At 57.1% G+C, this 26,455-nt stretch carries 15 protein-coding genes; 11 read left to right on the forward strand and 4 right to left on the reverse strand.

Features of this window, described 5'->3' with window-relative positions; genetic code table 11:
- Window positions 1-7: 7 nt before the first annotated feature.
- Together ETAA8_RS18305 and ETAA8_RS18310 are read right to left on the reverse strand one after the other, a co-directional pair.
- Complete coding sequence (locus ETAA8_RS18305; RefSeq protein ID WP_145091435.1) at window positions 8-2,629, reverse strand: peptidase; 2,622 nt, start codon at window positions 2,627-2,629, stop codon at window positions 8-10.
- A gap of 178 nt (window positions 2,630-2,807) precedes the next feature.
- On the reverse strand, window positions 2,808-4,154 hold the full coding sequence (locus tag ETAA8_RS18310) for a DUF4912 domain-containing protein (RefSeq protein WP_238397416.1): 1,347 nt from the start codon (window positions 4,152-4,154) through the stop codon (window positions 2,808-2,810).
- Between the two features lie 985 nt (window positions 4,155-5,139).
- Between ETAA8_RS18310 and ETAA8_RS18320 the strand changes: the two genes are divergently transcribed.
- From ETAA8_RS18320 to atpC, 9 genes are all read left to right on the forward strand, one after another.
- A complete protein-coding gene (locus tag ETAA8_RS18320; RefSeq protein ID WP_145091441.1) occupies window positions 5,140-5,634 on the forward strand; it encodes a hypothetical protein in 495 nt (164 codons plus the stop codon).
- Between the two features lie 38 nt (window positions 5,635-5,672).
- Window positions 5,673-7,277 carry a F0F1 ATP synthase subunit A gene (locus ETAA8_RS18325; protein ID WP_145091444.1) on the forward strand — a complete coding sequence of 535 codons (1,605 nt, stop codon included), beginning with the start codon at window positions 5,673-5,675 and terminating at the stop codon, window positions 7,275-7,277.
- A 61-nt stretch (window positions 7,278-7,338) separates the two neighbouring features.
- On the forward strand, window positions 7,339-7,647 hold the full coding sequence (atpE, locus tag ETAA8_RS18330; RefSeq protein WP_391484793.1) for an ATP synthase F0 subunit C: 309 nt from the start codon (window positions 7,339-7,341) through the stop codon (window positions 7,645-7,647).
- Between the two features lie 65 nt (window positions 7,648-7,712).
- A complete protein-coding gene (gene atpF / locus ETAA8_RS18335; protein WP_145091447.1) occupies window positions 7,713-8,468 on the forward strand; it encodes a F0F1 ATP synthase subunit B in 756 nt (251 codons plus the stop codon).
- Between the two features lie 62 nt (window positions 8,469-8,530).
- The gene (gene atpH / locus ETAA8_RS18340) at window positions 8,531-9,154 is read left to right on the forward strand and encodes an ATP synthase F1 subunit delta (protein WP_145091450.1); all 624 of its coding nucleotides are present in this window, start codon (window positions 8,531-8,533) and stop codon (window positions 9,152-9,154) included.
- A gap of 126 nt (window positions 9,155-9,280) precedes the next feature.
- On the forward strand, window positions 9,281-10,798 hold the full coding sequence (gene atpA, locus ETAA8_RS18345) for a F0F1 ATP synthase subunit alpha (protein ID WP_145091452.1): 1,518 nt from the start codon (window positions 9,281-9,283) through the stop codon (window positions 10,796-10,798).
- 148 nt (window positions 10,799-10,946) lie between these two features.
- Window positions 10,947-11,852 (forward strand): ATP synthase F1 subunit gamma, encoded by a 906-nt coding sequence (gene atpG / locus ETAA8_RS18350; RefSeq protein WP_145091455.1) that lies wholly within the window; start codon window positions 10,947-10,949, stop codon window positions 11,850-11,852.
- Window positions 11,853-11,926: 74 nt separating this feature from the next.
- Complete coding sequence (gene atpD / locus ETAA8_RS18355; RefSeq protein WP_145091458.1) at window positions 11,927-13,378, forward strand: F0F1 ATP synthase subunit beta; 1,452 nt, start codon at window positions 11,927-11,929, stop codon at window positions 13,376-13,378.
- Window positions 13,379-13,476: 98 nt separating this feature from the next.
- Complete coding sequence (gene atpC / locus ETAA8_RS18360; RefSeq protein WP_145091461.1) at window positions 13,477-13,881, forward strand: ATP synthase F1 subunit epsilon; 405 nt, start codon at window positions 13,477-13,479, stop codon at window positions 13,879-13,881.
- A gap of 207 nt (window positions 13,882-14,088) precedes the next feature.
- On the opposite strand, the gene nadB is transcribed toward atpC, so the two are convergent.
- The gene (gene nadB / locus ETAA8_RS18365; RefSeq protein WP_145091464.1) at window positions 14,089-15,726 is read right to left on the reverse strand and encodes an L-aspartate oxidase; all 1,638 of its coding nucleotides are present in this window, start codon (window positions 15,724-15,726) and stop codon (window positions 14,089-14,091) included.
- A gap of 430 nt (window positions 15,727-16,156) precedes the next feature.
- Between nadB and ETAA8_RS18370 the strand changes: the two genes are divergently transcribed.
- Both ETAA8_RS18370 and ETAA8_RS18375 read left to right on the forward strand, forming a co-directional pair.
- Entirely contained in the window at window positions 16,157-19,597 is a 3,441-nt protein-coding gene (locus ETAA8_RS18370) for a pyruvate carboxylase (protein ID WP_145091467.1), read from the forward strand.
- A 32-nt stretch (window positions 19,598-19,629) separates the two neighbouring features.
- Complete coding sequence (locus ETAA8_RS18375; RefSeq protein WP_202921069.1) at window positions 19,630-20,418, forward strand: biotin--[acetyl-CoA-carboxylase] ligase; 789 nt, start codon at window positions 19,630-19,632, stop codon at window positions 20,416-20,418.
- 385 nt (window positions 20,419-20,803) lie between these two features.
- Here ETAA8_RS18375 and ETAA8_RS18380 read toward each other — a convergent pair whose 3' ends face one another.
- Complete coding sequence (locus ETAA8_RS18380) at window positions 20,804-26,437, reverse strand: protein kinase domain-containing protein (RefSeq protein WP_145091474.1); 5,634 nt, start codon at window positions 26,435-26,437, stop codon at window positions 20,804-20,806.
- Between the last annotated feature and the right edge of the window lie 18 nt (window positions 26,438-26,455).

Below are 26,455 nucleotides of genomic sequence, written 5' to 3' on the forward strand. Positions count from 1 at the left end.
GAATGGGCTACTGAACGTTGCTGACCTTAGCCCAGAACGGATGCTGGCGGTCGCCGCGCGTGCGCACATCTTCGAGCAGCACGCTCACATCGGGTTGTATATTCTGGAACCGCTTGCCGCGGATACTGACGAATGGCTTGGCGTTGAAATTGATCATATCGGGCGAAAGCCAAACGGTGATCTTGGCCGCCGAACTATCGACGGAGATTCCGTTCGTCGGCAAGATCGAAGCCTCGACCTTCGTCGCGATGACGCCGCGGCCTGGTGGCCACTGGATCGGCAGCACCATCCCCACGGGAGGCATCCGGTCCATTTCGACGTACCAGAAAAAGTTATCCCACGGCCGCAACGTGTTCGCGGCGAATTTCTTGGGAAAGAAATTGCGCTGATGCAGATTCATCCATTCGAACAGGTTTTGAATCTCATCGTGAAAGTGCTCGTGTCCACGACCCTGATATTGCACGACCAGGGAATCGTAACCGACATACTTTAAGTAGCGTTCCCAATCGGGCGAGTTGTTCTGCCACTTGTCGCCGTCCTTCTCACCGCACACAAAGTACATGGGCAGGTTACGACCATTTTCGGAGTAGCGCGAAATGTACTTGTCGCCCCGCGCGACAATCGGCATCACGCCCGCCCAGAGATCGGGATGAGCCAGCCCGATGTCCCAGGCAGCATCGGCCCCCATCGAGTGCCCACTGAGAAACACCTGGTCGGTATCGACAGCAAACCGTCGGCTGGCATCGCGCAGAGTATAGAGCACGGCAGCGTGTTCGCGGGCTGAGTATTCGTATTCGCGTTGGTGTTCGCGTGTCCAAACAGGCGCGATGACGATGTAGCCATGACGCGTGGCCTGACCATATCGCATGGCTGCTGTGCCCGAATGCGGACCAGCCCACCAATCGACTTGTTGCAGCGGCGTCGTCCCGGCACCATTGAGCGAAATCACGCAAGGATACCGCCGATACGGATCGTACTCGGGCGGCAGTTGAACGTAGTAATCAATGATGGGATCTTCCGAGAGCCCAGGTGTTTGTATCTTCAGCAGGCCGGAGATTCCGTTGACGGTAGCTTGGGCTCCGACGGGTGTGCCATCGCGGTCATCGACTGGCTCTGGCAGCAGAACCTTGTTCACTTGCAGCGCGCCAGGGGGAGCGGGACGGGCCCGCAGATCGCGATTCAAGAGATCGAGCGGATTGCCCTTGGCACCGGCGGCTGGCGGGATTGCGGCCGGCGCGGGCGCAGCTGGTGCCGGCGCAACGGGAGCAACGACTGGAACAGCCGCGGGGGCAGCGGGCTTTTCCGGTTCGGTTTGAATGTCTGTCTTGGGTTTGGGGTAAGTTTCGAGTGGCGGCTTCATGTGAGCCAGGATCTTGGCGATGTACTCGGGAGTGCTACCTTCCAAGCTTTGTATTTCGGCTAAGATCACATCGCGATCGGCCTTGCGCCGCGCGAGCAGATAGGCCCGCACTTTATCGCGGACCTGCACCAGCGAAAGAGTGACCGCCAGATTATCGATGCCGCTGCCGCTCCCCATCAGCCAACCGCTGATGGCGAGTGACAATTTTTGCTCGGCCGAAGTCTTGTCGTCGTCGGACAATCGGAGGTAGTCCGCCATGCGCGCGAGCGAATGAATGTTCATTTCAGTCGCAATTTCGTTGCATATTGGCTGGACACGATCGCGAGTGGCCTGCGCTTTGATTTGTGAGGCATGTTCACTCATCAGCGCTAGGACTCGTTCTCCTTTGGCTTTGACATCGTCGTATTCCGCGAGCATGTCGCGCGCTTTGAGCTGCGACTCGCCAGCCACGCCTTCAGCCGGATAATTCGTCAGCATGCTGATGGCCAATTGATGCTGCCCCGCATCGCGCCGCAGCTGAATTTCTTTCAGCAGCATGTTCGCGCCGGTTTGACGCAACGCCTTCACCTGATCCTGCAAGTTGGCCAGGTTCGGAAAGTCGCGAATGATCGCTTCGAGTTCGGTGCGAGCATCTTGAATGCGTTGAGCTTGCAGATAAAGCTTGACGATGCTCAGCCGCTGTTCGGGGTTCTTGGGATCGATGCGGTGCATCAAGATTTCGCTGAGCGTCTCGCGCGGGATCGACGTTGTCGCAACCTGCATCGACCAAACGTACTGATAACTGCCGCGGGTCAGCGCTTCGACCTTGGTATAGCGCGGCGTGATCTCGGTGATTCCTTGAATGACGTCGATGTTTCCCTTATTGCCCGCCATGGTGAAGATGCGGCGGCCGTACTTATCGAAGGGGGTGACCTTCACAATTGGACCGACCGAGGCGATGCCCGGGCCAGCTGACGCAACGGCTTGCTGCAGTTTGATTCGCTCGAAACTGCTGAGGGGCGAGTCGCCGAAGGTGAGTACTTGCTTTTGGCCGACGAAGACGCGGCGGAGATCGTCGTCGATGATGACGATCTCTTTCGTTGCCACATCGCCCACCGTGTTGCCCTGCAGCGGATTGGCTCCGAGATTGCCGAGCTTGTCGACCTTGCCTTCGATACGCAGACCGTTCTTAAGCGTGATGACTTCTGCCAAAACAGATGGTGGCGAAATGTAGAATGACACCATCAGCAGGACAAGAAGTGTCCGCTGGGAGAGACGACGATCGTGCATTGCAGCCACTCCTATCGGCTGAGAGACAGCCGGCTAATCGACAAGCCCGCACGATTCTATTGTGACCGGTTGGGAAGGCAAGTCAACGTAAGTCGGGAGTTTGCCGGGCGGAAACAAATGCAGCCGCGACATTCCGTCACGGCTGTAAGGGTTAGTTAAGTCGTCGTGCAAGCACCGACTAGTCGTTCTGTTCGCGAACCATCGGTTCGAGAACCTTCGTGTTGCGCTCTACGGCGATGACTACGGTCCGTTGTTCGACGCCATCGGCACTGCTCGAGACAACAGGCAGAACCTGCCGCTTATCGGGCATGCTCAAGCGAATCGTAAAGCTGCCGTCGGGACGGAGCTTGACGGGTTCGCCAGCCAGAGTGACGCGAGCATCGGGCTTGGTGGCACCGAAGACGATCATTTCGGCATCGACGTTGAAGCGGAAGTCGCGATGCTTGTTGATAACCCGATCGGCACCCACGCCAAACTGATTGCTCGAAGGCGGAGTCATCGGCCGTTGCAGGCGTTCTTCGAATAGTTCCTGCAATTCACCACTGGAGCTTTCTTCCGAGTAGCCACCGCTCATCGCGTAGACCTTCTCGTAGTTCTCGGCAATGTCGCTCCAGTTTTCGTCGATCGCGTCGGAAGTGTCCGGAGGCGGCGTCGAAACCGAGTTGCTACGACAAATCGAAAAGAACTTGCCGTTGGTCGCGATGTAACCGAGATCAGCCCGGTAGCTGTGCGGAGGATTCGGCACATCGATGTACCAATTCGTCACGCCGCCGTGGACATCAATTTCGCGAACCACACGTTCAGCGGTGCTGGTTGTGGTGCCGCCATCGACCTCCATCAGACGCAAGATCGGTCGTGCTCCGTGCCATTGTTCGGCCAGGGCAGCTTCAGCGCGTTTCACGCTGACGCGAGTCACCTGCCACGAAACCTGCAGCCAGTAGGGGTCGCGAACCATCAGCACCAGGCGATCCTTGTCGGTACCCTTCTTGGCGATGGTGCCGGCCTTGGTGTAGGCCGTCGACAAATCCTTTAACCGTTCACGGAAGGCTTGCTGCTCGTGAATTCTCTGGCTGATTTTTTCTTCGCGCTTGGTGGCAACTGGCTTGGCCTTGCTATGGGGCTTATGCACACCATTGGAATGCGCGGCGTGGGCCTTGCCGTTGGTGGGGCGCGGTGGAGCCTTAGGAGCTGGCGATTTTGGTCCAGGTGACTTCCGATTGGCCGAAACACCTTGAGGTTTAGCGACGATCGACTTCGGAGCGGGCTTTGCCGGCATTGACTTGGCGGCCACAGCTTTGCCAGAAACCGCTTTGGCTGCAACCGGTTTGGCAGCAACCGGTTTCGCAGCGCTGACTTTGGCGGCAATGGCCTTGGGGGGTGCCTTCTTCGGCTTCGATTTGCGCAGGAGGGCCTTCACCAGGTCGTCCTTTCGCATCGACTGACCAACGGTTACACCGTTCTTCTTGGCGAGGCGCGTAAGATCTTTTAGCGATTGGCTTTTCAGCGACGAAGCAGTGGTAATCAAGACGCTAACCTCCATCCTTTGCCCCAACGCGTGCCACTGAGTGGTTACAAGCGTCGGGTTCTGGTGTTCAGCGCCATCCATGACCGGTCAAAACCAAGCCGACCAACGACGGAACTTCAATCCCGCCAAGCTTTAACGTCATTGGTCGTCAGACTGCCCATCTCCTTGACGGCAGCTAGCAATACAAATCGATTCGGTGGAATTCCGTAGACCTTGTCAAGAGCCTAACGGACTGCACCCGGTGCTCAGCACCGATTGTCAGAGTCCCATCGAACCTGCTCTCTTCAATGTAATTGAACTCCCCCCAGACTGCAATCTCCCCGAACTCGGTTGTAAGCGTTTGTGGCGGATAATCTTCCCTCGTGTCACGGTGTCGTACCTACAGGACGCATTATCGGAATTTAAGGGCGCTGCTATCACAACAGATCACCACTTGTTGATGACTTGCTGATTTGAGCCGGGAGTTCACTTCTTTTGGTCAAATCGCGAACCTTCTGAATGTTCACAAGTCTTTACTATTAAGATGGTTGCAGTCCTGAGGTCGGACTTTGTGAAAAATTACACGAATTACCCCTCCTGGTCGGTTGACCATTGCTACCACCGTCGTTACATTTAGCCTCTTTCCCCAGCCGCTTAAGGAATTGTCATTCCACGGCACGTCCCGTTGGTTCCAGTTTCAGTCGAGCCTGACGATCGCCTACCAATTATCGCGCCCCTTCCCGCTCTTCTCCCAAGCGGTGTCTTGTGCGTCCCTCTGATGCCCAAAACTCCTACGGCGAGCTGATGCATCTGGCTGTTTCGGCCAGTTCCATCGCGGTGGGGATGGTGGTTCCCGGATTGATTGGTTGGTACATCGATGGCCGGCTCGGAACGCAGTTTTGCGTTCTGGTTGGAATTGGGCTGGGGGTAGTCGTTGGCACCATTCAGTTGCTCGCTTTGGCTAAACGTGGGTCAAAGAAACGAGCTCCTGACGAGGATCCTGATCGTGACGCAGGCACGTGAAGCTGCTGCTCAGCCGGTCTCGCTCTTACGAGGTTGGGTCAGCGCGTGCGCGATCTTCAGTGGCTTCGTGATCTTGGCTCTGGCCGGTTCGCTCTTTATTGCCTGGCTGCTGGGCGGTAATCGCTTCTTTTCAGGGGCAGCTGTTGGCTGGGCGCTCTGTTGGGGCGCAGCGTTTTTCTCTTTGATCTTGGTCCTGCTGGGCAAGCAACTGGGCCAAGGCCTGGGGGCTGTGCTCTTCGCCATGATGTTCCGCATGATTCTGCCACTGGCAGCTGCCATGTACCTTGTTAATCAATCACCCTTTTGGGTTGATGCATTCTTGTTGCCGTTTCTGCTGGGTAACTACTTTCTCGCTTTGTTTGCCGAAACTGGCCTGGCAGTTCACCTACTGGGCGGCACTTCGCCCTTGGTGAAGAAGCCGCTGGCACCTGCGGGCGATGCCACAGCGAGCGAGTTGGCGGGCAAGCTTACTCCCTAGCGAAATTCAAGTTAACGCTACGGCGTTCAAAAAAACCTATGGCTGATCCCATTCTGCATATCAAAGACGCGTACTTCTTCGAAGTTCCGAAGGTCTTGTGGCCACGGACTTTCAAGTCGGCCGCTGACGTGGCGGAATTGAGCCCGGTGTGGGTTGAACTCGATGGCCAATTTCAAGACTTCGAATTCCATAAACAGTACCATGAACTGACGCACAACTTGGGCGTCGTCCTGCCGCCCGAAGAAACGGCCCATCACGATTGGCACGAATGGGCACACGGCGACGCTGCCCATCACGGCAAGCCCTTCGATGAATTCCTCAAGGCCAAGTACGACGCAAAAGTTGCGGAGTTCAATACGTGGAAGGCCAAGCAAGTTGCTCTGGCCAAGCGGCAGCCAGCGAGTACGCGATCGGAAGCCGTGCGCGATGCTAATAAGTACACGTTTGAACAGTTTTTGAAGTCGGGCGATAACGTCCCCGGCGATTACCATGCCTACATGCTGAAGTATGGGACCGATCCGGCTTTTCCTGCAGCGTGGGAAAAAGCGAAGGCGGCCATCGCGACGCAGGGCGTGAAAGACTTCGTCAAGTCGGAAGAGAAAGAGTTTCAGTGGAGCCCCGAGAAGCTCGCTGGGTACAGTAACAATCTCTCCGGCAAAATCTTGATTCCACAGCCCTTCGGTCGGTTGCGCAATCTGCACGAGCGCGAATCGGGCGTGACCATTTCGAAGTACATGCTGATCGAATTGGCCGTCGGTTTGATTCTGGCCATTCTGTTCAGCTGGCTCGCTCGCCGCGTGATTAAAGGCGGCGCACCCAAGGGGCGAATTTGGAATCTGCTGGAAACGTTCGTGGTCTTTATTCGCAAAGAAATCGCTGAACCGGCCATCGGCGGCGGTCACCACGACGAACATCATGATGAGGGCCATGCGCATGGCGACCATGCCGAAGTAAAGCACGGCCACAAGGTCGACGCGGCCGGCAATGCTGTCGCTCTTTCGCATGATGACCACGCTCATGGTGCCTATCCCCATGCCGGGCCAGGCCATTCGACGAAACCGGGTCACCACGAACATCACGTCAGTCCGGCCACTCGTTTTACACCGCTCCTCTGCACAATTTTCTTCTTTGTGTTGGGTTGCAACCTGGCGGGCATGCTCCCCTGGGTCGGCGCGCCAACAAGTGCTTGGGGTGTGACGTTCGCCCTGGCTTTAATCACCTTTGCCACCGTCGTAATTGCTGGCATGGGCGAATTCGGATTCATTGGCTTCTTTGCCAATCAAGTGCCGACCATGGACATGCCCTGGTACATGGCAATTGTCATGAAGCCCGCCATTTTCCTGATTGAAATTCTCGGTCTGGTCATCAAGCACGCTGTGCTTTCCGTACGTTTGCTCGCCAACATGGTGGCCGGTCACTTGGTGCTGCTTGCCATCATGGGTGTGGCTTTTGGTGCCCAAGCTGCCATGACCTTCACCGCGCCCGATGGCACGGTGGGCGTGATGTGGTGGGTGGCCGCCTCGGCAGCTGTCGTTGGGTGTGCCTTGCTCAGCATGCTCGAATTGTTTGTGGCCTTTTTGCAGGCTTATGTGTTTACGTTGCTCTCGGCGCTCTTCATTGGTGCCGCGATCCACAAGCATTAAAGCTGATTTTGATTTCCCTTTCCTGGTAACGCATATTCGTTTCTGTTCAAGGAGTTTTGTTGTGAAGAAGACCGCTCTGCTGACCGCTCTGTTTTTCGCTCTCGTTCTTTGTGCGACGCCTGGCTTCGCTCAAGAAGCTAAAGAACTTGTCGAAAAGGCCCCGCTGATCCGTTTTGACCGCTACTTTGGTGCTGCCATCACCACTGTGGGTGCAGCCATGGGCATCGGCAAGTTGGCCAGCTCGGCTCTCGAAAGCATGGCCCGTCAGCCTGAAGTCGCCGGCAGCATTCAAACCGCGATGATTATCGCCGCGGCTCTGATCGAAGGTTTCACCTTCTTCGCACTGGTCGTTTGCTTCCTCGGTACCTAAGTATCGGCGGCAGTTAGCGTCGCTGCTTTGTCTGCGCTCTTTGTGGGCCCCAGGATTGGTTAGCCATGTTGCGAAAGCTTTGTTTGTCGGTAGTCGCTTTGTTCGCCGTCGTGGCCGTTGTGGGTGGCACGCTGCAAGCTCAGGAATCGAAAGAACCTGAAGCCAAGTCAGCTGCTCCCGCTGAGGCTGGGAAGGTCGAAGCGAAGAGTGAGGAATCGCCAGCCGAGAAGAAGGCTGACGACCACGGCCACTCACATGCTGCTGGCGGCGATCATGCGCACCACGATGAGTTCGACAATACGCATGCCAATGCTTCGGCCGGCTTGAAAGCCCCGCAGGAAATGCGGTTCGATCTGGCAATTGCTACGTTCGTCATCTTCATCCTGTTGCTGGTGTTGCTTGCCAAGTTTGCCTGGGGACCGATCATTTCGGGCCTCGACAGCCGCGAGAGCCACATCGCCAGCATGATCGATCAGGCGCGGCTAGCTCAGGAGCAGGCAGAAGCTCAGCTTCGTTCGTACGAAGCGAAGTTGGCCGCTGCCACTGAGGAAGCTCGGCAGATTGTGGGACAGGCTCGCACCGATGCCGAAGCAGCTAAGGATCGGATCCTGGCAGAAGCCAAAGATGCGGCCACCAAGGAACGCGAACGCGCCATCGACGACATCACCATTGCCAAGAATGCAGCCCTGCAGCAAATTGCCGAGAAGAGCGTGAACACGGCCATTTCACTCGCCAGCAGCATCGTGCGGCGCGAGCTGAAGCCCGAAGATCACGACCAACTCGTCACCGACGCTTTGGGCAAGTTTTCCAAGTTGAACTAGTTCGCTCCGTCTCCGACACGATTCGTCTCGTTTGACTTCACTGCAGCAAGGCACCACCTCCGATGGCTGACACCGAGCAGTCCGAAAGCACGTTCGACGCAGGCCGCGAGAAATTGGGCTTGGTCTACGCCAAGGCGCTATTCGGCGCGGCGGAGTCGAGCGGTAAGGTGGCTGACGTGCTGGAAGAACTCGAGTCGTTTCAAACCGACGTGCTCAAGAAAGTGCCCGCGCTGCGAATGACCCTGTCGTCGCCACGAATCGCACTCGAAGAGAAGGTCGCGCTGCTCGATAAGGCCTTTGCCGGCAAGATGAGTGGCGTACTGCTCAACTTCCTCAAGGTCCTCGCTCGTCACAACCGTTTTGAATGCCTCGCCGACATCCTGAAGGCCTATCGCAAGCTGCAAAGCGAAGTGCTGGGCCAGATCGAAGTCTCGATTCGTGCTGCCTATCCCCTCAGCAATCCGCTGCGGGACCGAATCGCGGCCAGACTCGGCGAAGTACTCAAGCGGAAGGTCACGCTCAACGTACAGATCGATCCGGAATTGCTCGGCGGTTTGGTCGTCCGCATTGGCGATACGCTGTACGACGGCAGTGTGTCGTCGCAACTGCAACGGATGAAAACGGTCGCCCTGCAGCAAACGTCGCAGGCCATTCGCGATTCGCTCCCGCGCTTCACCGCGACTTAATCTGCTCCCCCCAAATTACAACCATTCACGAACACGAATAGCTCGCACAACTAGAACATCCCACGACTGGTCAGCAGTTCCCTTCGATTCGAAGCAAAACTGAAGTCAGTCGATTAGAGGTTTGCCATGAAATTTAATGCTGATGAGATTGCCTCGGTCATTCAACGCGAGATCGAGCACTACGAAAGCCAGATCGACGTTCGCGAAGTCGGCACCGTGCTCGAAGTGGGCGACGGTATGGCGCGAGTCTACGGCCTATCGAGCGCCATGAGCGGCGAAATGGTCGAATTCCCCTCTGGCGTTCGCGGCGTGGTGTTCAATCTCGAAGAGAGCAGCGTCAGCATCGCCGTGCTGGGTGACTACCTGGCGATCAACGAAGGGGACGAAGTTCGTTCGCTGGGCAAGCTGCTTAGCGTGCCGGTCGGTGAAGCCGTCATCGGCCGCGTGGTCGATCCCCTCGGTAACCCGCTCGATGGCAAGGGCCCGATCGTCACCACCGAGTTCCGCAACGTCGAAGGTACCTCCCCCGGTGTGGCCGAACGCCAACCGGTGAAGGAACCGCTGCAAACGGGTATCAAGGCCATCGACGCGATGACGCCGATTGGTCGCGGACAACGCGAACTCATCATTGGCGACCGCAAGACGGGCAAGACGACGATCGCCATCGACACCATCCTCAATCAAAAGGGGAAGGGTGTTAAGTGTTTCTATGTGGCAATTGGCCAAAAGGAATCGTCGGTTGCCAATGCTGTCCGTGTGCTCGAAGAAAAGGGTGCGATGGAATACACCACCGTCGTGCTCGCCGGTGCAAGTGCTCCTGCTGCGTTGCAGGTGTATGCTGCAGCAGCGGGCACCGCGATGGCTGAGTTCTTTATGTACAAGGGCGAACACGCTCTGATTGTCTACGACGACTTGTCGAAGCAAGCTCAGGCCTATCGCCAGATTTCGCTGCTGGTGCGTCGTCCGCCGGGGCGCGAAGCTTATCCGGGTGACGTGTTCTATAACCACAGCCGTCTGCTCGAACGTTCTTCGAAGATGTCGAAGGAACTGGGTGGTGGTTCGCTGACTTCGCTGCCGATCATCGAGACGCTCGAAGGCGAAGTTTCGGCCTACATTCCGACGAACGTGATCTCGATCACCGACGGTCAGATTTACCTGCAGCCCGACTTGTTCTTCAAGGGTGTGCGCCCGGCGATGAACGTCGGTATCTCGGTTTCTCGCGTGGGTGGCTCAGCTCAGATCAAAGCCATGAAGGCGCGCGAAGTGGCCGGTGGTTTGCGTCTGGCCCTCGCTGCGTTCCGCGAACTGGAAGCCTTCGCTCAACTCGGTACCGACCTCGACGCTGCCACGCAGAGCAAGCTCGACCGCGGTTACCGAATGGTCGAACTCCTCAAGCAACCGCAGTACTCGCCGCTCGACGTCATCGACCAGATTCTCGTCATCTACACTGCCAACGCTGGCGGTATGGACGATGTGCCGATTAATCAAGTGCGCCGCTTTGAAACCGAATTCCTCGCGTACATGAAGGATCAAAAGTCTGCCGCCCGCAACCTGCTGGCTGAGAAGAAGGAACTAACGGCCGAGGTGAAGGACGCGATCAATGCAGCAATCGCCGACTTCAAGAAGCTGTTCAAGAAGGTCTAATGATTCAAAACCGCCCCCGCCCCTGCGGCGGGGGCTCACCGGTTTTTGCACTACTGCGGGTGGCGCAACAAACTTGTGCAAAAGCCGCTAAACCCCCGGCACAGGGCCGGGGGCGTGACACAGTAAACATTTTCGAAACTAGAACGTCATGGCCAAAGCGCGGGCACTCGATAAACGCCGCAAGTCCATCCGCAATATCCGCAAGATTACGCGGACGATGGAATTGATCGCCACCGCGCGATTCAAAAAGGCGATGGACCGGGCCACTGCAGCCACGGCCTACACCAAAAAGATTACCGAAGTCGTCGCCGGGCTCGCCAAGGCGGGCCTGCAAGTCAGCCATCCGCTGCTGGAAGCACATCCCGAGACGAAGAACGCGACGCTGCTGATTCTCACCGCCAATCGTGGTTTGTGCGGCGGTTACAACGGCAGCGTGCTTCGAGCCGGTCTGGCTCGGCTCGAAGAATTGAAGCGGTCGGTTCCGAGTGTGCGAGTCGAAGTCTCGGGCAAGCGTGGTCTCGCGGCGTTCAAATTCCGTAAGTTGAACGTCGACGAAAGCTATACAAAGTTCGAAGATCAACCGAAGTTCGAAGATGTCGAGGCGATCGCCAATCGCTTCCTCGAAATGTACATCACGGGCAAGATCGACCGTCTGGACGTCGCCTACGTCAAATTCATCAGCAGCTCGCGGCAGGTGGCGGTAGTCGAAACATTGCTCCCGTTCGATTCTCTGGCGGTTCCCGGTGCAGCCAGTGGTAAAGACGCGGCAGGCGGAGCCAAGGCCACCGGCGATGTGATGTACGAATTCATGCCTTCGGCCGAAAGCATTTTGGAAGAAGTGGTACCGGCCAGTTTCCGGGCCAAGCTGTTCAAATGCTTTCTCGATGCGGCGGTCAGCGAACAGATCGCCCGCATGGTCGCCATGAAGTCGGCCACCGAGAACGCTTCGGAAATGATCAAGTCTTTGTCGACCACTTACAACCGCGCCCGCCAATCGCAGATTACGGGCGAAATCATGGAAATCATCGGCGGTGTCGAGGCTCTCAAGAAGTAACCCTACCGGGTTCGTAGCCTGCTCCTCCTTCGCACACATTTAAACAACGCAATCGATTTTAGTAGAGCAAACACATGGCAACTGCAACCGCTCCCACCACGAACGTCGGCCGCATCACTCAAGTGATCGGTGCGACTTTCGACGTCGAATTCCCCGAGAATCAGATGCCGGCCATTTTCAATGCCGTCACGGTCACTTCGAAGCACAAGGGAATCGAGATCGACATCACGGGCGAGATCCAGGCCCAAATCGGTGGCGGTCGCGTTCGCTGCGTGGCTCTCGGGAGCACCGAAGGTTTGTTTCGCGGCATGGAAGTGATCGACACCGGCGGCCCTGTGAAGGTGCCCGTTGGCGATTGCACGCTGGGTCGCGTGTTCAACTTGCTCGGCAAGCCCATCGATGGTCGCGGTCCTGTGAATGCGACCGAACATTGGGCCATCCATCGCGATCCGCCGAAGCTCACCGACCTGTCGTCGAGCGTCGAGCTGTTCGAAACCGGTATTAAGGTCATCGACCTCCTCACTCCGTTCGTCCGCGGTGGTAAGGCCGGTTTGTTCGGTGGTGCCGGTCTGGGTAAGACGGTTATTCTCACCGAACTTATCGCTCGTATTGCTTCGAAGCACGGTGGTTACTCGGTGTTTGCCGGCGTCGGTGAACGAACTCGCGAAGGAACCGATCTGTGGCTCGAAATGCAAGAGGCCGAAATTGGCAAGACGGGCCGGCACGTGATCGACCAGACCTGCATGGTGTTCGGTCAAATGAATGAGCCACCAGGTGCTCGTCTCCGAGTGGCGCTGTCGGCACTCACCATGGCCGAATACTTCCGCGATACGACCGGCAAAGACACGCTGCTGTTCGTCGATAACATCTTCCGCTTCTCGCAAGCGGGTTCGGAAGTATCCGCGCTTCTCGGGCGTATGCCTTCGGCGGTGGGTTATCAACCGACCCTGGCGACCGAAATGGGTGCGCTTCAAGAACGGATCGCTTCGACCAACAAGGGCGCTATCACGTCGGTACAAGCCGTTTACGTTCCTGCTGACGATCCGACCGACCCTGCTCCGGCCACTGCGTTCGGCCAGCTCGATGCGTTCCTTTATCTCGAACGTTCGATCTCGGAAAAAGGTATTTATCCTGCGGTGGATCCGCTCGCATCGTCGAGCCGAATTCTCGATCCGCAGGTGGTGGGCGAAAAGCATTACGCGGTTGCTCGTCGCGTGCAGACCACTCTGCAACGTTATCGCGAATTGCAAGACATCATTGCAATTCTCGGTGTGGACGAATTGTCGGAAGAAGACAAACTCGTCGTGCATCGTGCCCGCCGCATCGAACGCTTCCTCTCGCAGCCGTTCTTCGTCGCCGAAGTCTTCACCGGTAAAGCTGGCGAATACACCAGCATTGCCGATACGATCCGTAGCTTCGATGAACTCTGCAGCGGCAAGTGGGATCACCTGCCGGAAGATGCATTCATGTATGTCGGCCCCATCGAACAGGCCGAAGAGCAATACAAGAAGTCGCTGAAGAAGTAGGATTCAAAACCGTAGCTGGATTCGCCAGAATTCAGTGAGCCCAGGTACATCTCGGAATTCTGGCGAATTCCGCTACTTGTTTTGTTATCAGACTCGCTATGGCCAAGATGTTGCAAGTCGTCGTCGTCACGCCGGAACAAACGGCCCTCGAACAAGAGGCCGAGTTTGTCGCGCTGCCGCTGTTCGACGGCGAAATCGGCATCGCCGTGGACCACAGCCCGCTAATCGGTCGCCTGGGCTTTGGCGAGATGCGGATTAAGACTGGCGGCAAAGAGCTGCACTACTATATCGACGGCGGCTTCGTGCAAGTCGTCGATAACGTGGTCTCAGTCCTAACTAACCGAGCCGTTCCCGCCGCCAAGCTCGACGTGACCGTTGCCCAGGCGGCGCTCGTTACCGCCCAAGCCAAGCCCGCCACCACCGACGAACTGCTCGCCCTTCGCGACCGCGCCATTCTTCAAGCCCGCGCTCAAATCCGTGTGGCAAAACACGCCAAGGCATAGGCATTATTGCCTGCAAAAGAGGCGCAGAAGTTTGACGTAACTCGGAACCGCCCTAATCGGGTGGTGTTCAACAATTCGACTCTTTTTCGGCCGTGATCGTCAATATTTCTCGGCAAAAGCGCAAATTACCACCCATTAGAGTGGGTTGATAATTGGACATTTAGGACGTGCTGGCGACGCGATTACAAAAGTTACGTCGACGCGCTACTAAGTGACGCCAGTACTCTCAGCAGTGCCCGAATGCTGGAACCAGATGTGCCGATTCCAGTAGGCATCGTCAAGCTTAGGGAAGTCGGTGCGGAGGTGGGTGCCACGAGATTCTTCTCGTGCCAGGGCCGCTTGGATCATCACCCGCGCCAGGCAGAGGAGGTTCTGCAGTTCCCAGCCGGCGACGTCGTTAAACTGTCGCAACAGTACATAGCGCCGCCATTGATCGACGGCTTCTAAAGCTTCCTGCAAAAGTTCGGCGGTGCGACGAACGCCGCAAGCCCGCCACATGAGGGCTTTGAGGCTGTTGCGAATGTCGGTGACGTCGAGCGGTTCTTGCGACTCGATCGAATCGGCCAGCGGGGGCGACTCGATGGGAAAGACGCGAAAGTCGCCAGGCATGGCAAGGGCTGACTGCGACGCTCCGTGCCCCGCATGCGCGCCGTAGACCAGGCCTTCGAGCAGGCTATTCGAAGCGAGCCGATTCGCACCATGCAAGCCTGACGAGGTTGCCTCTCCCGCAGCCCACAGACCAGAGATGGTGGTCCGTCCGGCCAAATCGACTGTCACACCCCCAATCATGTAATGTGCCCCGGGGCGAACCGGGATCCGATCGCGGGTGATATCGAGCCCGAACTGCTTGCAGGCGGCAGCGATGCCAGGGAAACGTTCGAGGGTGAACTGGCGATCGAGATGGGTCACGTCAAGATAGACGCAAGGATGCCGCGTCTTCTCCATCTGCGTAACGATGGCTTGCGAGACGATATCCCGCGGCGCGAGTTCCAGACGCGGATCGTACTGCGACATGAACCGTACGCCGTCGCGGTCGACCAACTTGGCCCCTTCACCCCGAATGGCCTCGGTGATCAAGCTGCGGCTTCCTCCCGCGATATAGAGGACCGTCGGGTGAAACTGCATGAACTCCATATCGCGCAACTCTGCTCCAGCGCGATAGGCCATGGAGTGACCATCGCCAGTCGCTACAGAGGGATTGGTTGTTTCGCGATAGACCTGCCCCGCGCCCCCGGTGGTGAGAACTGTTTGCTTCGCCCAGACCAGCATCTGGTCGCCGTGGCGATTGGCAACGATGGCTCCCTGGCACGAATTCTCGTAGGTGAGCAGATCGATGGTGAAGGTGTTTTCCCAAATCCGCACATTGGGGAGTGCGATGGTATGTTCGGCCATGGCCCGCATGACTTCGCGGCCGGTCATATCTCCCAATGCATGGACTATGCGGTTGTGGCTGTGCCCCCCTTCACGGCCAAGCAAAATGCGGCCAGCTTTCTCGTCGAACTTGGTGCCCCATTCAACGAGTTCGGCAATTCGCTCCGGCGCTTCGCGGACGACCATGTCGACGACACGTTTGTCGCAGAGCGAGCCGCCGGCTATGAGCGTATCGCTGACGTGATCTTCAAAACGATCGATCGGGTCCATGACCCCCGCAATTCCCCCCTGGGCATAGTTGCTGTTCGATTGCAGCAGGGCGTCTTTGGTGACCACCAGCACCGACAGGCGAGGATCGATCGCATTCGCCGCCCGCAACCCAGCCAGACCACCGCCAATAATCAGCACATCGGCGAAGAAATGAGGCAACCGACGCGGAGTGAAGGAAACCAAATAGCGAGGCGTTACGGGCATTGCGCTGTCAATTCGTAGAGGGCAAAGAAGAGGATTACCCGTGCGGGAGGTTCAGCAACCCTGCACTGTACGCCGGTGGGATCGGGAAGGAAAGTCTCGCCTGAGTCGCGACCTATTCCCTGGACGATAGCGAAGATTAAAATTGCGTCTTCTAACGATTTTGCTGCTTGCGTCAGGCATGGCACGGCGGCCCCGCGGGCGAGTACACTACAGCCTCCTCTAATCGGCTGATGCCTTGCTCGCCAAAACCGCGGCAAGCTGAACTCGCGCTGGTGGTTGCGCGAGTGCGCAGTGCTCGTTTTGGCGATCGCACTCTTGCCAGAAGTCTGGCTGGCCGATGGTATTTTCTGGCATTGTTCGGCACATCATCCACCTCTCCCAATCCTCTCCCCAACTTTTTGACCGACAGGTCCCGCGACCGCCCTGAACCATGAAAAAGATCAACAAGCTGCTTGTCGCTAACCGCAGTGAAATCGCCATCCGTGTGTTCCGCAGCGCTCACGAGTTGGGCATTCGGACGGTCGCCATTTATGCCCACGAAGATCGCTACGCACTGCACCGCTTCAAGGCGGACGAAGCGTACCAGATTGGCAAACCGGGCGAGCCAATCCGCTCGTATCTGAACATTGCCGAAATCATCGCCATTGCCAAGCAGCACGAGGTCGATGGCATTCACCCGGGCTACGGTTTTCTCTCGGAAAATCCCGAGCTGGCTCGCGCGTGCCATAAGTCAGGCATTATCTTCGTGGGACCGCACGACGAAGCGCTGGAAAAACTCGGGGACAAGACTTTTGCCCGCAACATTGCCCAGCAAGTGAATGTGCCGGTGCTCAGCGGCAGCGATGCCATCCCAAACGCGCAGGATGGCCTGAAGAAGGCCACCAAGATGGGCTTTCCTATTATCCTCAAGGCGGCCCACGGCGGCGGCGGGCGCGGCATGCGGGTGGTTCTTAAGGAATCTGAATTTGTCGGGGCCTTTGAATCGGCCCAACGCGAATCGATGTCGGCCTTCGGCAGTCCCGATGTCTTCATCGAAAAATACATCACTAGTGCCAGCCACATCGAGGTACAATTGCTCGGTGACAAGCATGGCAATTTGCTGCACTTGTACGAGCGCGATTGCTCGGTCCAACGGCGGCATCAGAAGGTCGTCGAAATTGCGCCGGCACCACTGCTCGATCCGAAAGTGCGCCAAGAGTTGTGCGATGCAGCGGTAAAGATCGGCAAAGCTGTTCGTTACGAGAACGCGGGGACCGTTGAGTTTCTGGTCGATCGCGATACGAACCAGTTCTATTTCATCGAGGTCAATCCGCGGATCCAGGTGGAACACACGGTCACCGAAGAAGTGACTGGCATCGACATCGTGAAGTCGCAACTGCTGATTGCACAGGGAATGCTGCTGAGCGATCCCGAAATCGGGCTGCCGTCGCAAGAAGGGGTAAAGTGTAACGGCTTTGCGATTCAGTGCCGCGTGACGACAGAAGACCCGGGCAACAATTTCATGCCCGATTATGGCCGCATTGCCCACTATCGCTCGGCAGCGGGTATGGGCATTCGTCTCGACGCCGGAAGTGCTTTCAGTGGGGCGACCGTGAATCCGTTCTACGATTCACTTCTCGTGAAAGTGAGCGCCCGCGGCCGGCGATTCGTCGATGCGGCGCGGCGCATGGAACGCTGCCTGCAAGAGTTCCGTATTCGCGGGGTGAAGACAAACATCCCATTTCTGATTCAGCTTATTACGCACCCGACGTTTCTCGCGGGCACCTGCACGACCCGGTTTATCGATCAAACGCCCGATCTGTTCCACTTGCCACGGCGGCGCAATCGCGCGACGAAACTCCTCACCTACCTGGGCGAAGTGATCGTCAATGGTCATCCGCTGGTGAAAGGTTTGCCCAAAGCGACTCGCCGCTTGCCCGCGCCGGTTCCTAAGCTGGAAAAAGGAACGACGCCCCCGCCGGGAACCCGCGACAAGTGGAAGGAACTCGGGCCCGCAAAATTTGGCGAATGGGTATCGAAGCAGAAGCAACTCTTTTTGACCGATACTACGTTCCGCGATGCTCACCAGTCGCTGCTGGCCACGCGCATGCGCACGAAGGACTTGCTGAACATTGCCGAGGTGTATGCTCACCAGGCAGCGGACCTGTTTTCGCTGGAAATGTGGGGCGGGGCAACGTTCGACACCACGATGCGGTTTTTGAAGGAGTGCCCTTGGCAGCGCCTTGCTGACATGCGCGAGAAGGTGCCGAATATTCTCTTTCAAATGTTGTTTCGCGCCAGCAATGCCGTGGGCTACGCCAGCTATCCGGACAATGTCGTCCGCGAGTTCTGCAAAGAGGCCGCCGATGCGGGGATGGACATCTTCCGCATCTTTGATTCGCTCAACTGGGTGCCCAACATGAAGGTGGCGATGGAAGCCGTCCTCAAAGCGGGCGGCCTCTGCGAACCGGCCATCTGCTATACGGGTGACATCCTCAATCCGCAGCGCAACAAATACAGCCTGCAGTATTACGTCGACTTGGCGAAGGAACTGGAATCGCTCGGCGCGCACATCCTGTGCATTAAGGACATGGCGGGACTTTGCAAGCCGTACGCGCTGGAGTTACTCGTCAAAACGCTGAAGCAGGAAATCGGCATCCCGATTCACTTCCACACACACGATACGAACGGCATGCAAGCTGCGTCGATCATCAAAGGTTCGGAAGTGAAGCTCGATGTCGCCGATGCTGCGATGGCTGCCATGTCTGGTGGCACCAGTCAGCCCAACTTAAATGCAATCGTCGAGGGACTTCGCTTCACCAAGCGTGATACTGGCCTGAGTGCAGATGTGCTCAATCGAATCAGCGACTACTGGCACGCGGTGCGTGAGTTCTATCTGCCGTTCGACAGCGTGATGCCGCCGGCCACGGCCGAACTGTATGAGCACGAAATGCCTGGCGGCCAGTACACGAATCTGTTCCAGCAAGCGCGGGCGATTGGCCTTGCCGATCGCTGGACGGAAATCTGCAAGATGTATGCGGAAACGAACCAACTGCTCGGCGATATCGTAAAAGTCACACCGTCGTCGAAGGCGGTCGGCGACCTGGCATTATTCCTGGTGGCCAACGATCTGCAGCCGAAAGACATCGTCGAAGGAACTCGCGATTTTGCATTCCCCGAATCGGTCATCGATCTGGTCGGTGGAATGATGGGGCAGCCGCCGGGAGGTTTCCCCAAGGCGGTGGTGAAGCGAGTATTGCGTGATCGCAAGCCGATGAAGGGGCGTCCCGGTGCAACTTTGCCCCCCGCCGATTTAGATGCGGCCACCACGAAGGTGAAGGGACTATTACTGCGAGATCCGTCGCGGCGCGAAGTTCTCTCCCATATCCTTTATCCCAAGGTGTTCGAAGAATTTGCCAATCACCAACGAATCTATTCCGACACGAGCATCTTTCCGACTCCGGTCTTTTTCTTCGGCCAGGACACTGGCGAAGAAATGGCCATCGATATCGAAGAAGGTAAGACGCTGATCGTCAAGTTCTTAAACATTGGCGAACCCCATGCCGACGGCAAACGAACCGTCTTCTTCGAGTTGAATGGGCAACCCCGCGACGTGACCGTGGTCGACAAGTCGCTCGAAGGGGGCAGTAGCAAGACAGTGAAAGCCGATCCTGCGAACAAGCAGCAAGTCGGAGCGAGCATGCCGGGCATGATTGTGTCGGTTGCCGTGAAAGTCGGAGACACAGTTGCCAAGGGACAGAAGCTGTTGTCGCTCGAGGCGATGAAAATGGAAACCACGGTAATGGCGGAAGGAGATGGCAAGATTGCCGAACTCTTCGTCAAGCCAGGCACACGTGTGGAGACCGGGGACTTGATGCTAACGTTTGCGTAATGCCAGGAACGAGACTCGGGGACGAGGAAGAGATGAAACGCGACAGGTTCGACCTTCCCCAGCTGGCGCGCAGTGGACTTATTGAGCGGCTGGAATTTCACCAGTCGCTCGCCAGCACTAACGACCGCGCGGCCGCACTGGCTGCTGAAGAGTGGTTGGCTTGCCCCGCACTCGTGCTCGCTCAGGAACAGACGGCTGGGCGTGGCCGTGGCAGCAATCGTTGGTGGTCAGTTCCCGGCAGTCTGATGTTCTCGCTCATCATTTCAGGCTCGCCAGGAGAGCTAGGTCCGGCACAATGGCCGGGATTTTCGCTCGTTGCCGGCCTGGCCGTTTGCGAAGCATTGGCCAGCCACTGCCTGGCCGCAGACATTGCCGTGAAATGGCCAAATGACGTCTACGCCAACGAGCGGAAAATCTGCGGAATTCTGATCGAGTCACCGGCTCCAGCGCGGGGCAGGATGATCGTAGGGATCGGGGTGAATGTGAACAACTCTTTTGCCGACGCGCCGGAAGAGTTACGAGATTCGGCCACCGCACTTTGCGATGTCGATGGCCAACCGCATGACCTTACCGACGTGTTGCGCAGCATCCTCGGCAGCCTCGACCAACGGTGGCAGCAATTGCGCGAACAGGGTTTTTCGTCGCTTCGCCAGGAATGGCGAGATCGCTCGCTCCTTACGGGACGGATCGTGCAACTGCAAGCAGGGGCGCAGCGGCACACAGGACGCTGCTTAGGCATTGATGACGACGGGGCTTTGCTCCTGCAGACCGAGCGCGGTCGGCAAAGTTTTCACGCGGGGAGCATCGTCAGCTTCGAGTAGGTTGCGCGTGTTCACCAACTGCGCAAGCTTGAACGGTTCACTGCCAGCATGGATTGGCGCGAATCACGGGAGTGCCAACCATCGCGAAGTGTTTGCCGAAGAGGCTCAAAAACGCCTGCATTTCCGCTGGTTCTTACGTGGAGAGTTGTTTGGCATAGTCTTTGCTTTAGTGCGGCTTGTCAAATGGAGAGGACGACGTGGCCTCTCACTACAATGAGCATTCCAGCGGAGCAAAGTCATGGGCAGCAAAGCAATTTGGGCATTTTTCTGGGTAATCGGCGTACCTCTACCGGTGCTAATCGTGCTTTACTTCCTGACCGGTGGCGGCTGTAGCTAACGCCGGCTTGAAGATGACCGAGGCACTCCGCTCAACTGTGGATCATGCCTAATCGAATTGGAAACCCAGCTCCCGGAGTTCTTTCTCACGGGAATTGAGGATGGGCGTGTACTTCGCCTTGGCTGCAGAAATATTGGCACGCGCCAGGCCGGTGAAGTTGTTTTCGTCCAGCAGAAAGATCGGTTTCACGCAATCGTGGGCCAGCTTGAGCAATGCCAGCTTCTCCTTATCATCAGTGGACAGATTTGAGAGTTGCAGCGCGACGAGGTGCAATGCGTCGCGCAGCGTTAATGTTCCTTGCACCAGATTAATGATCTGCCGCGTTTCGACATTCGGCCTGTTGTCGAACTTGCCGGCCAAGATTTCTTCCAATAGCGTTCGATTTACCTTCTCAAGCAGTGCCCGAGTCTCTGCATCGACCGTAGCATCGTTGGCAGTCAAAGCTTCGCGAAATTTGGGCAAGCAGGCGAGTAACTCCTTTTTTATTGTTTGATTCTTTTCAGGACCTGCGGGAACAGAGATCAAGCTCTTGCTGACCACATCCGTCGCGCGGCGTTGCTGGTCGGCAATGAAGTTGAGCAAGCTGGCGTTGGCAATTGCCTTGAGTTGTGGATCGGCAATGGATGCCACGAGTGCTGCCGCCTCTTGTTCGTCTTCTTTGCTGCCCAGCAGCAGTGCGCACATCAAATAAAGCTTGGCAGCTTCGTTTTTGGCAGCGTCATTCGACCGCCAATGGGCGTGGAGCGGTCCCGACGAAGGAAGCCAACGCTTCAATTTCTGCTGATCTTGCGGGAAGGTGGCGTTCGATTGGCCCACTAGCAGCGAGAGGGTGGTGATGGTGAATTTTTTAGGATCGGCCGCAGCTGCGGCGAAGATCGCGTCGGTTGAAGTTTTTGCTCGTTGCTGCGCGGCCGACTGTTGAACAGCGGGTGTTCCTTCGTTCGACTTCCGCATCAAGGCTACACGGATTTCCTCCACTTTGTAGTAATTGGCCTCAGTCGTGCCAAGATCGGTGGCAATTTGCGCGGCCTCAGCAAAGTCGTTCTCAGCCATCTGCAACAGCTCGTCGGCTTTGGTGGGTTGATAAGCAATCAGGGCGACCTGCGAGGTGGCGCGCCAGTAAAGGGTCTCGGCCCGTAGGCGATTGCGAGCCTTCGCCTCATCCAGCGAGGTGGTCAGGTGCGCGACTCCACGTTCCAGAATCGCGGCTCGGTTTTTCGCTGATAACCCCGAGAGAAAATCACGCCCGTAGCGACAAAGACAGCGACCCAGGTGCATTTTCGCTCGGGCTGAGATTCGCTCTTCCTGTTCGGCGAGTTGAATGCCGGTCTCAAATGTATCAACCGACTGCTGATAGTACTCCGACATTCCCAAATAAAAGGCCATGTCTTCGTAAGCATTGCCCAGCGCATTGTGGGCGTTTTCCTGCTGCGTCCGTCCAGGCATGCGCACGGCTTCGAGCGCCGTCGCCGAAGCTTGCTGCAGATGAAACGCCTTGGTATTCGGCGGCGGCGTCTTCTGCGCCAAGAGTGCGGTGACTTCACTGGCTTCTACTTTGGAAATCCAGAACGCGCGGCGCAAGTGGGCGTCGCTCAAGCCTTCCAGGCAGACTGCGCGAATCTCGAACGGATCGTTGTTCTTGGTCCCATCAAGCACCAACTGGTAACGGCGAATGGCCTCGTTCGAGAGTCGGAGTTGCTGCGCTTGAACTGTCTGTTCGTGCGCTTGGTAGCGGCGTACGTATGCACCAAGAGAGAGCATTCCCAAGTTGCTCGATTTGCCGTCGGGATCATATTGGTCGACGATTTGCGAGATCAGTTCGGCCCGCTTTTCCGGGTCGATATCGGTCGAAGGCAACTCAATCAGGGTACGACCAAAGCCGACCACATAATTGATGTAGTCTGGCTGGCATTCGCGAGCGCGGCGAAAGGCATCGTGGGCGAGAACCAGTGCGACGGTCGTTGTATCTCGCTTATCGACCTTGCGAAGCGGATCGTGTACCACCACTTTGTTGTCGCGTTGCAAGAGCCGACCCTTGGCACCCCAGATTGCTCCGAGCGCGAGTCTAGCCTCGGGGGTCGTCTTCGTCGACTTGCTGAACGAAGGATGGCTGACGATTGGCAGAACCAGGTTGCGAAAAATTCCGCCATCATCCGTTGTTTGAGCACTATCGAACTGAAAGAACCGCGGTTCATTCCCTTCGCGGGCAAACAGGATGCGTTGGAAAGCGAGAATGATCTGGGGTGGCAGGTCTCTATCTTGCGGAGCCAGGCGCAAGTTCGATAAAGCCTCGACATAGTCCAGCAGGAGGAGCCGGTTTTGCGATTGCAGAAGTTCGCGGGTCTTGCTGTCCTGCTGGCAACGGCGGGCAAGCTCACCCACCTTCTTCCAATCTGACTTCTCGGCGTGGGTGGCTTCGACAATGGCCGACACGGCGAGCAGAGCGTTCGTTTGCAAGCCTGCTTTGGCAACGACGGTTTGCACCTCTTCCAGTTGCGTCTGCGCACTTAGGTTCAGCACGTGGAATTGCAGAATGTCGCTATCGTCCTTGCCGAGGGCCGAGAGGGCGATGCCGGAGAGGATGTCTCCCGCGGCTTGCTTTCGCCAGCTCGTTAGCCACGCGGGAGTTTCAGTCTGTTTGAACATGGCGAGCACAATCTTGCCGGCATCGTCGCGGTCGAACGACTTGCTGCTGCTGGCGAGCAAACGGGCGCGGAGGAATTCGCCGTAGCCAGCAAGGTAAGAATCGGTTTCTTCCAATTCTTCTAGCGTGGCGCGAATGCGGGCCAACCAGCCGCGGCGCTGGTTGTCATCTGGCTTGGGAGTGGTAAGCAGTTCGCATTCGATTCGCACCAGTGCAGGCAGTGGGCGGTTTTGATCGGCTGCCTGATCGAGCCGGTCGATAATTTTTTTCACCGCGGCAGGTGAACCAAGGTCGGCTGCGAGAATGCCGGTAAGCGTCAAATTGTTGGCATCGGCTCGCCAACGATCGAAGTTTTCGTCAAGCGCCAGGTCCTCGGTGGGCTCCAGGCTCAGTTCCTTAAGTGCCGGAATCGCGGCATCCACCCAGACCGGATTCTGCTGAGCGCGGTCGAGCAACCGCTTCATCCATTTCGCTCCGTGCCGCGAATCGCGCACTCGCTGCACAAAGTCCTTGAGCGCGACCTCGGGTTTCTCCTGCGGATCGGCAAAGCTGACGCTCAAGCTAAGATCTTTGAGGTCGGCGGCTTCGGCCGAGTCAAGCTTGTAATCCAGGGTCAGCAGCTTGTTCAGATCGGCCCAACTGGCTTGAACAGCCAGCAACTGTTTCTCGCCAAGCGTTTTATCTTCCAAATGCTTGTTCAGCCGGTGGCGGAGCAGATCGAACGTCTCAAGTTTGCCGCACAAGGCCGTGACGGCGGGGAAAGCCGCCTCGGGAATGGGCTCCGCCCAGTCGCGAATTTCGTTTTTGAAGCGCTGCCGCAGGTCTTTGAGCGCGTTGATTTCGGGGATCGAAAACAGCGAATCAGACGTCTCTTGTAGTTGAGCCAGTCCGCCGTCGGTGTAAATGATGGTGAGGTAAATGGGCTCTTCGAAAAACGACGGTTGCGAAGCTTTTAGTTCGCTGAGAATCAACAGCCGGAGCAACTGGCCGCGGATGATTGCCTGGCGATCTTGCTGCAGGCGATTTGCGAGCAGTGCATCGAGCGAGCGTAGATTCTGCTCATGGTTGGGCTCGGGATGCTTGAATGCTAGGTGTAATTCTTCGAGCTTGATCGCGTGCCAGAACTCATCTTCCTCACTGAGCGATTCCTTGGCGACGGCCAGCATTTGCGCCAGGCTTGCCTTCGCCTTCTGAAAATCTTCGGGCGACACTATAGCTTTGCGCTCAGCAATCACCGTGCGCAGCGATTCCTTCAGATTCGGCGGCACCCGCCGATCTTCGATCGAAGCTTGCAAAGCACGCGCCCACAAAGCTCGTTCCCAAGATGCCAGGGCCTCTTGAGCCGGCGCACTATTCGGATCGAGTCCACCAATGGCAAGTGTCTTGCGTTTGGCAATCAACTGCAGGTAATAAACACGCAACTTCTGTAGGTCGCTCAGCGGTGGCTGTGGATCGGACGGCAACTCGTCGATTCGACGACCGATGGCGTCCTGCACTTGCGCGTCTTGCAAGGCATCTTTGCCCCCCAATTCCGCCCGCGCCCGCCCAATGATTGCGTCGTAGCGCAGCGAGTTATCGTCCGGCGAGAGTCCCGGAAAATCTCGATAGAGCGATTCAAACTCGCCTAAAGCATCGGCGTGTTTCTCGTCCATTACTTGGCGTTCGGCAACACGCAGCCGTCGTTCAAATTCCTTGGCATCGGTGGAACGAAAGCTATCGATAATACTGAGCATCCGGGCTTGAATATCAGGATGCGTAGCTGCGGCGGCGAGAAGTACTGTAACGATCGCGATGATCGCCAAAACGAACTGCACCATGGCAAATACGCTCGAGCGTGAATGTTCGGCCTTGGTCAGCTGTTTGACGAACTCGCCGCACGTGGAATAGCGGTCGTTCGGGTTCTTGAAGAGGGCCTTTTTCAGTACCGCACGTACGGCCCGCTTGGGCACGAACTTTAAGTGATGGTTGCCGCTTTCCTTGGCACCATAAACGGCCGTCGCTGTATTGCTGACAAAGGGCCAGCGCCCCGTGCGCAGTTCCACATAGCTGACGGCTAACGAATACTGGTCGCTGGCCGGGCACGGACGATTGTTAATTGCCTCTGGCGCGGCATAGGGCAAGGTAAACGCGTTGGTAGTTGCGCGCATGTCTCCCAATTCGCTGGCTAAGCCATAGTCGCAGACCTTGGCCACGTCGCCCACCAGCATAATGTTCTGTGGCTTGACGTCGCGATGCACTATTTCGCAGCGATGAAGATAATCCAGTCCACGGGCTGCTTGCTCCATATAGGGGAGCACTTCATCGGCGGGGAGCGAGGCCAGCAGGTCGTCTTCCGCGTCCGGTTTCGGAGGATGTTTGTCGAACGCCGTGTGCGATCCAGGCGAAGTATCTCCCTTGGCATCGATGGCGGTGACACCACGGCGGGAAACTTTCGACAAGGTCTTGTGATTAAGCTCGGTTGTGTGTTCTCGTTGACGATCGTGCAACGTCTTGTGGCCCAGTTCCATTGCCACGACGAGCCAAATCGCGCTGTTGTTGATCTCTTCGGTCGTGTCTGTCAACCGTGATTGCTGGAAGGTATCGCGAACATTGAAGGCAGTGTCCCCTTCGCCGCCGGGCATCATCGTGCCGGCCAGCGGCGTTAGCTTGGCAGGCTGCGTTTTTGCCGGCTCCGTGGTGGCAGCCAGGTTGCCGGGGGCTGAGCCGGCTTTGTTGAGCGGCGAGATTTGAGTATCGAGATTGACGTTGCCCGGCGTGGCGATAATGGTGCCATCGCGATCAAGCAGCCAATAATCGATTAAAGTGAGCAGATTGCCGTGCAGAATCTTGCGGTCTTTAATCAACCGCAGCGCACGGAATTCCTTCTTGCCACCCTTCTGCTCCAGATTGACGACTTTAAGCGCCCGCTCGAAACCGTTCTCGGTCACGGCTAGCCAAACCACGCCGAATGTGCCACGCCCCAACTCGCGAACTAGCCGATAGCCGGGGACCGGCTGATCGCCAATTTTGAAGCTGAGGGACATTCGAGATGGTGCCATGAGCTGACTCGCGGGCGA

This window comes from Anatilimnocola aggregata, assembly GCF_007747655.1.
GTDB lineage: Bacteria > Planctomycetota > Planctomycetia > Pirellulales > Pirellulaceae > Anatilimnocola > Anatilimnocola aggregata.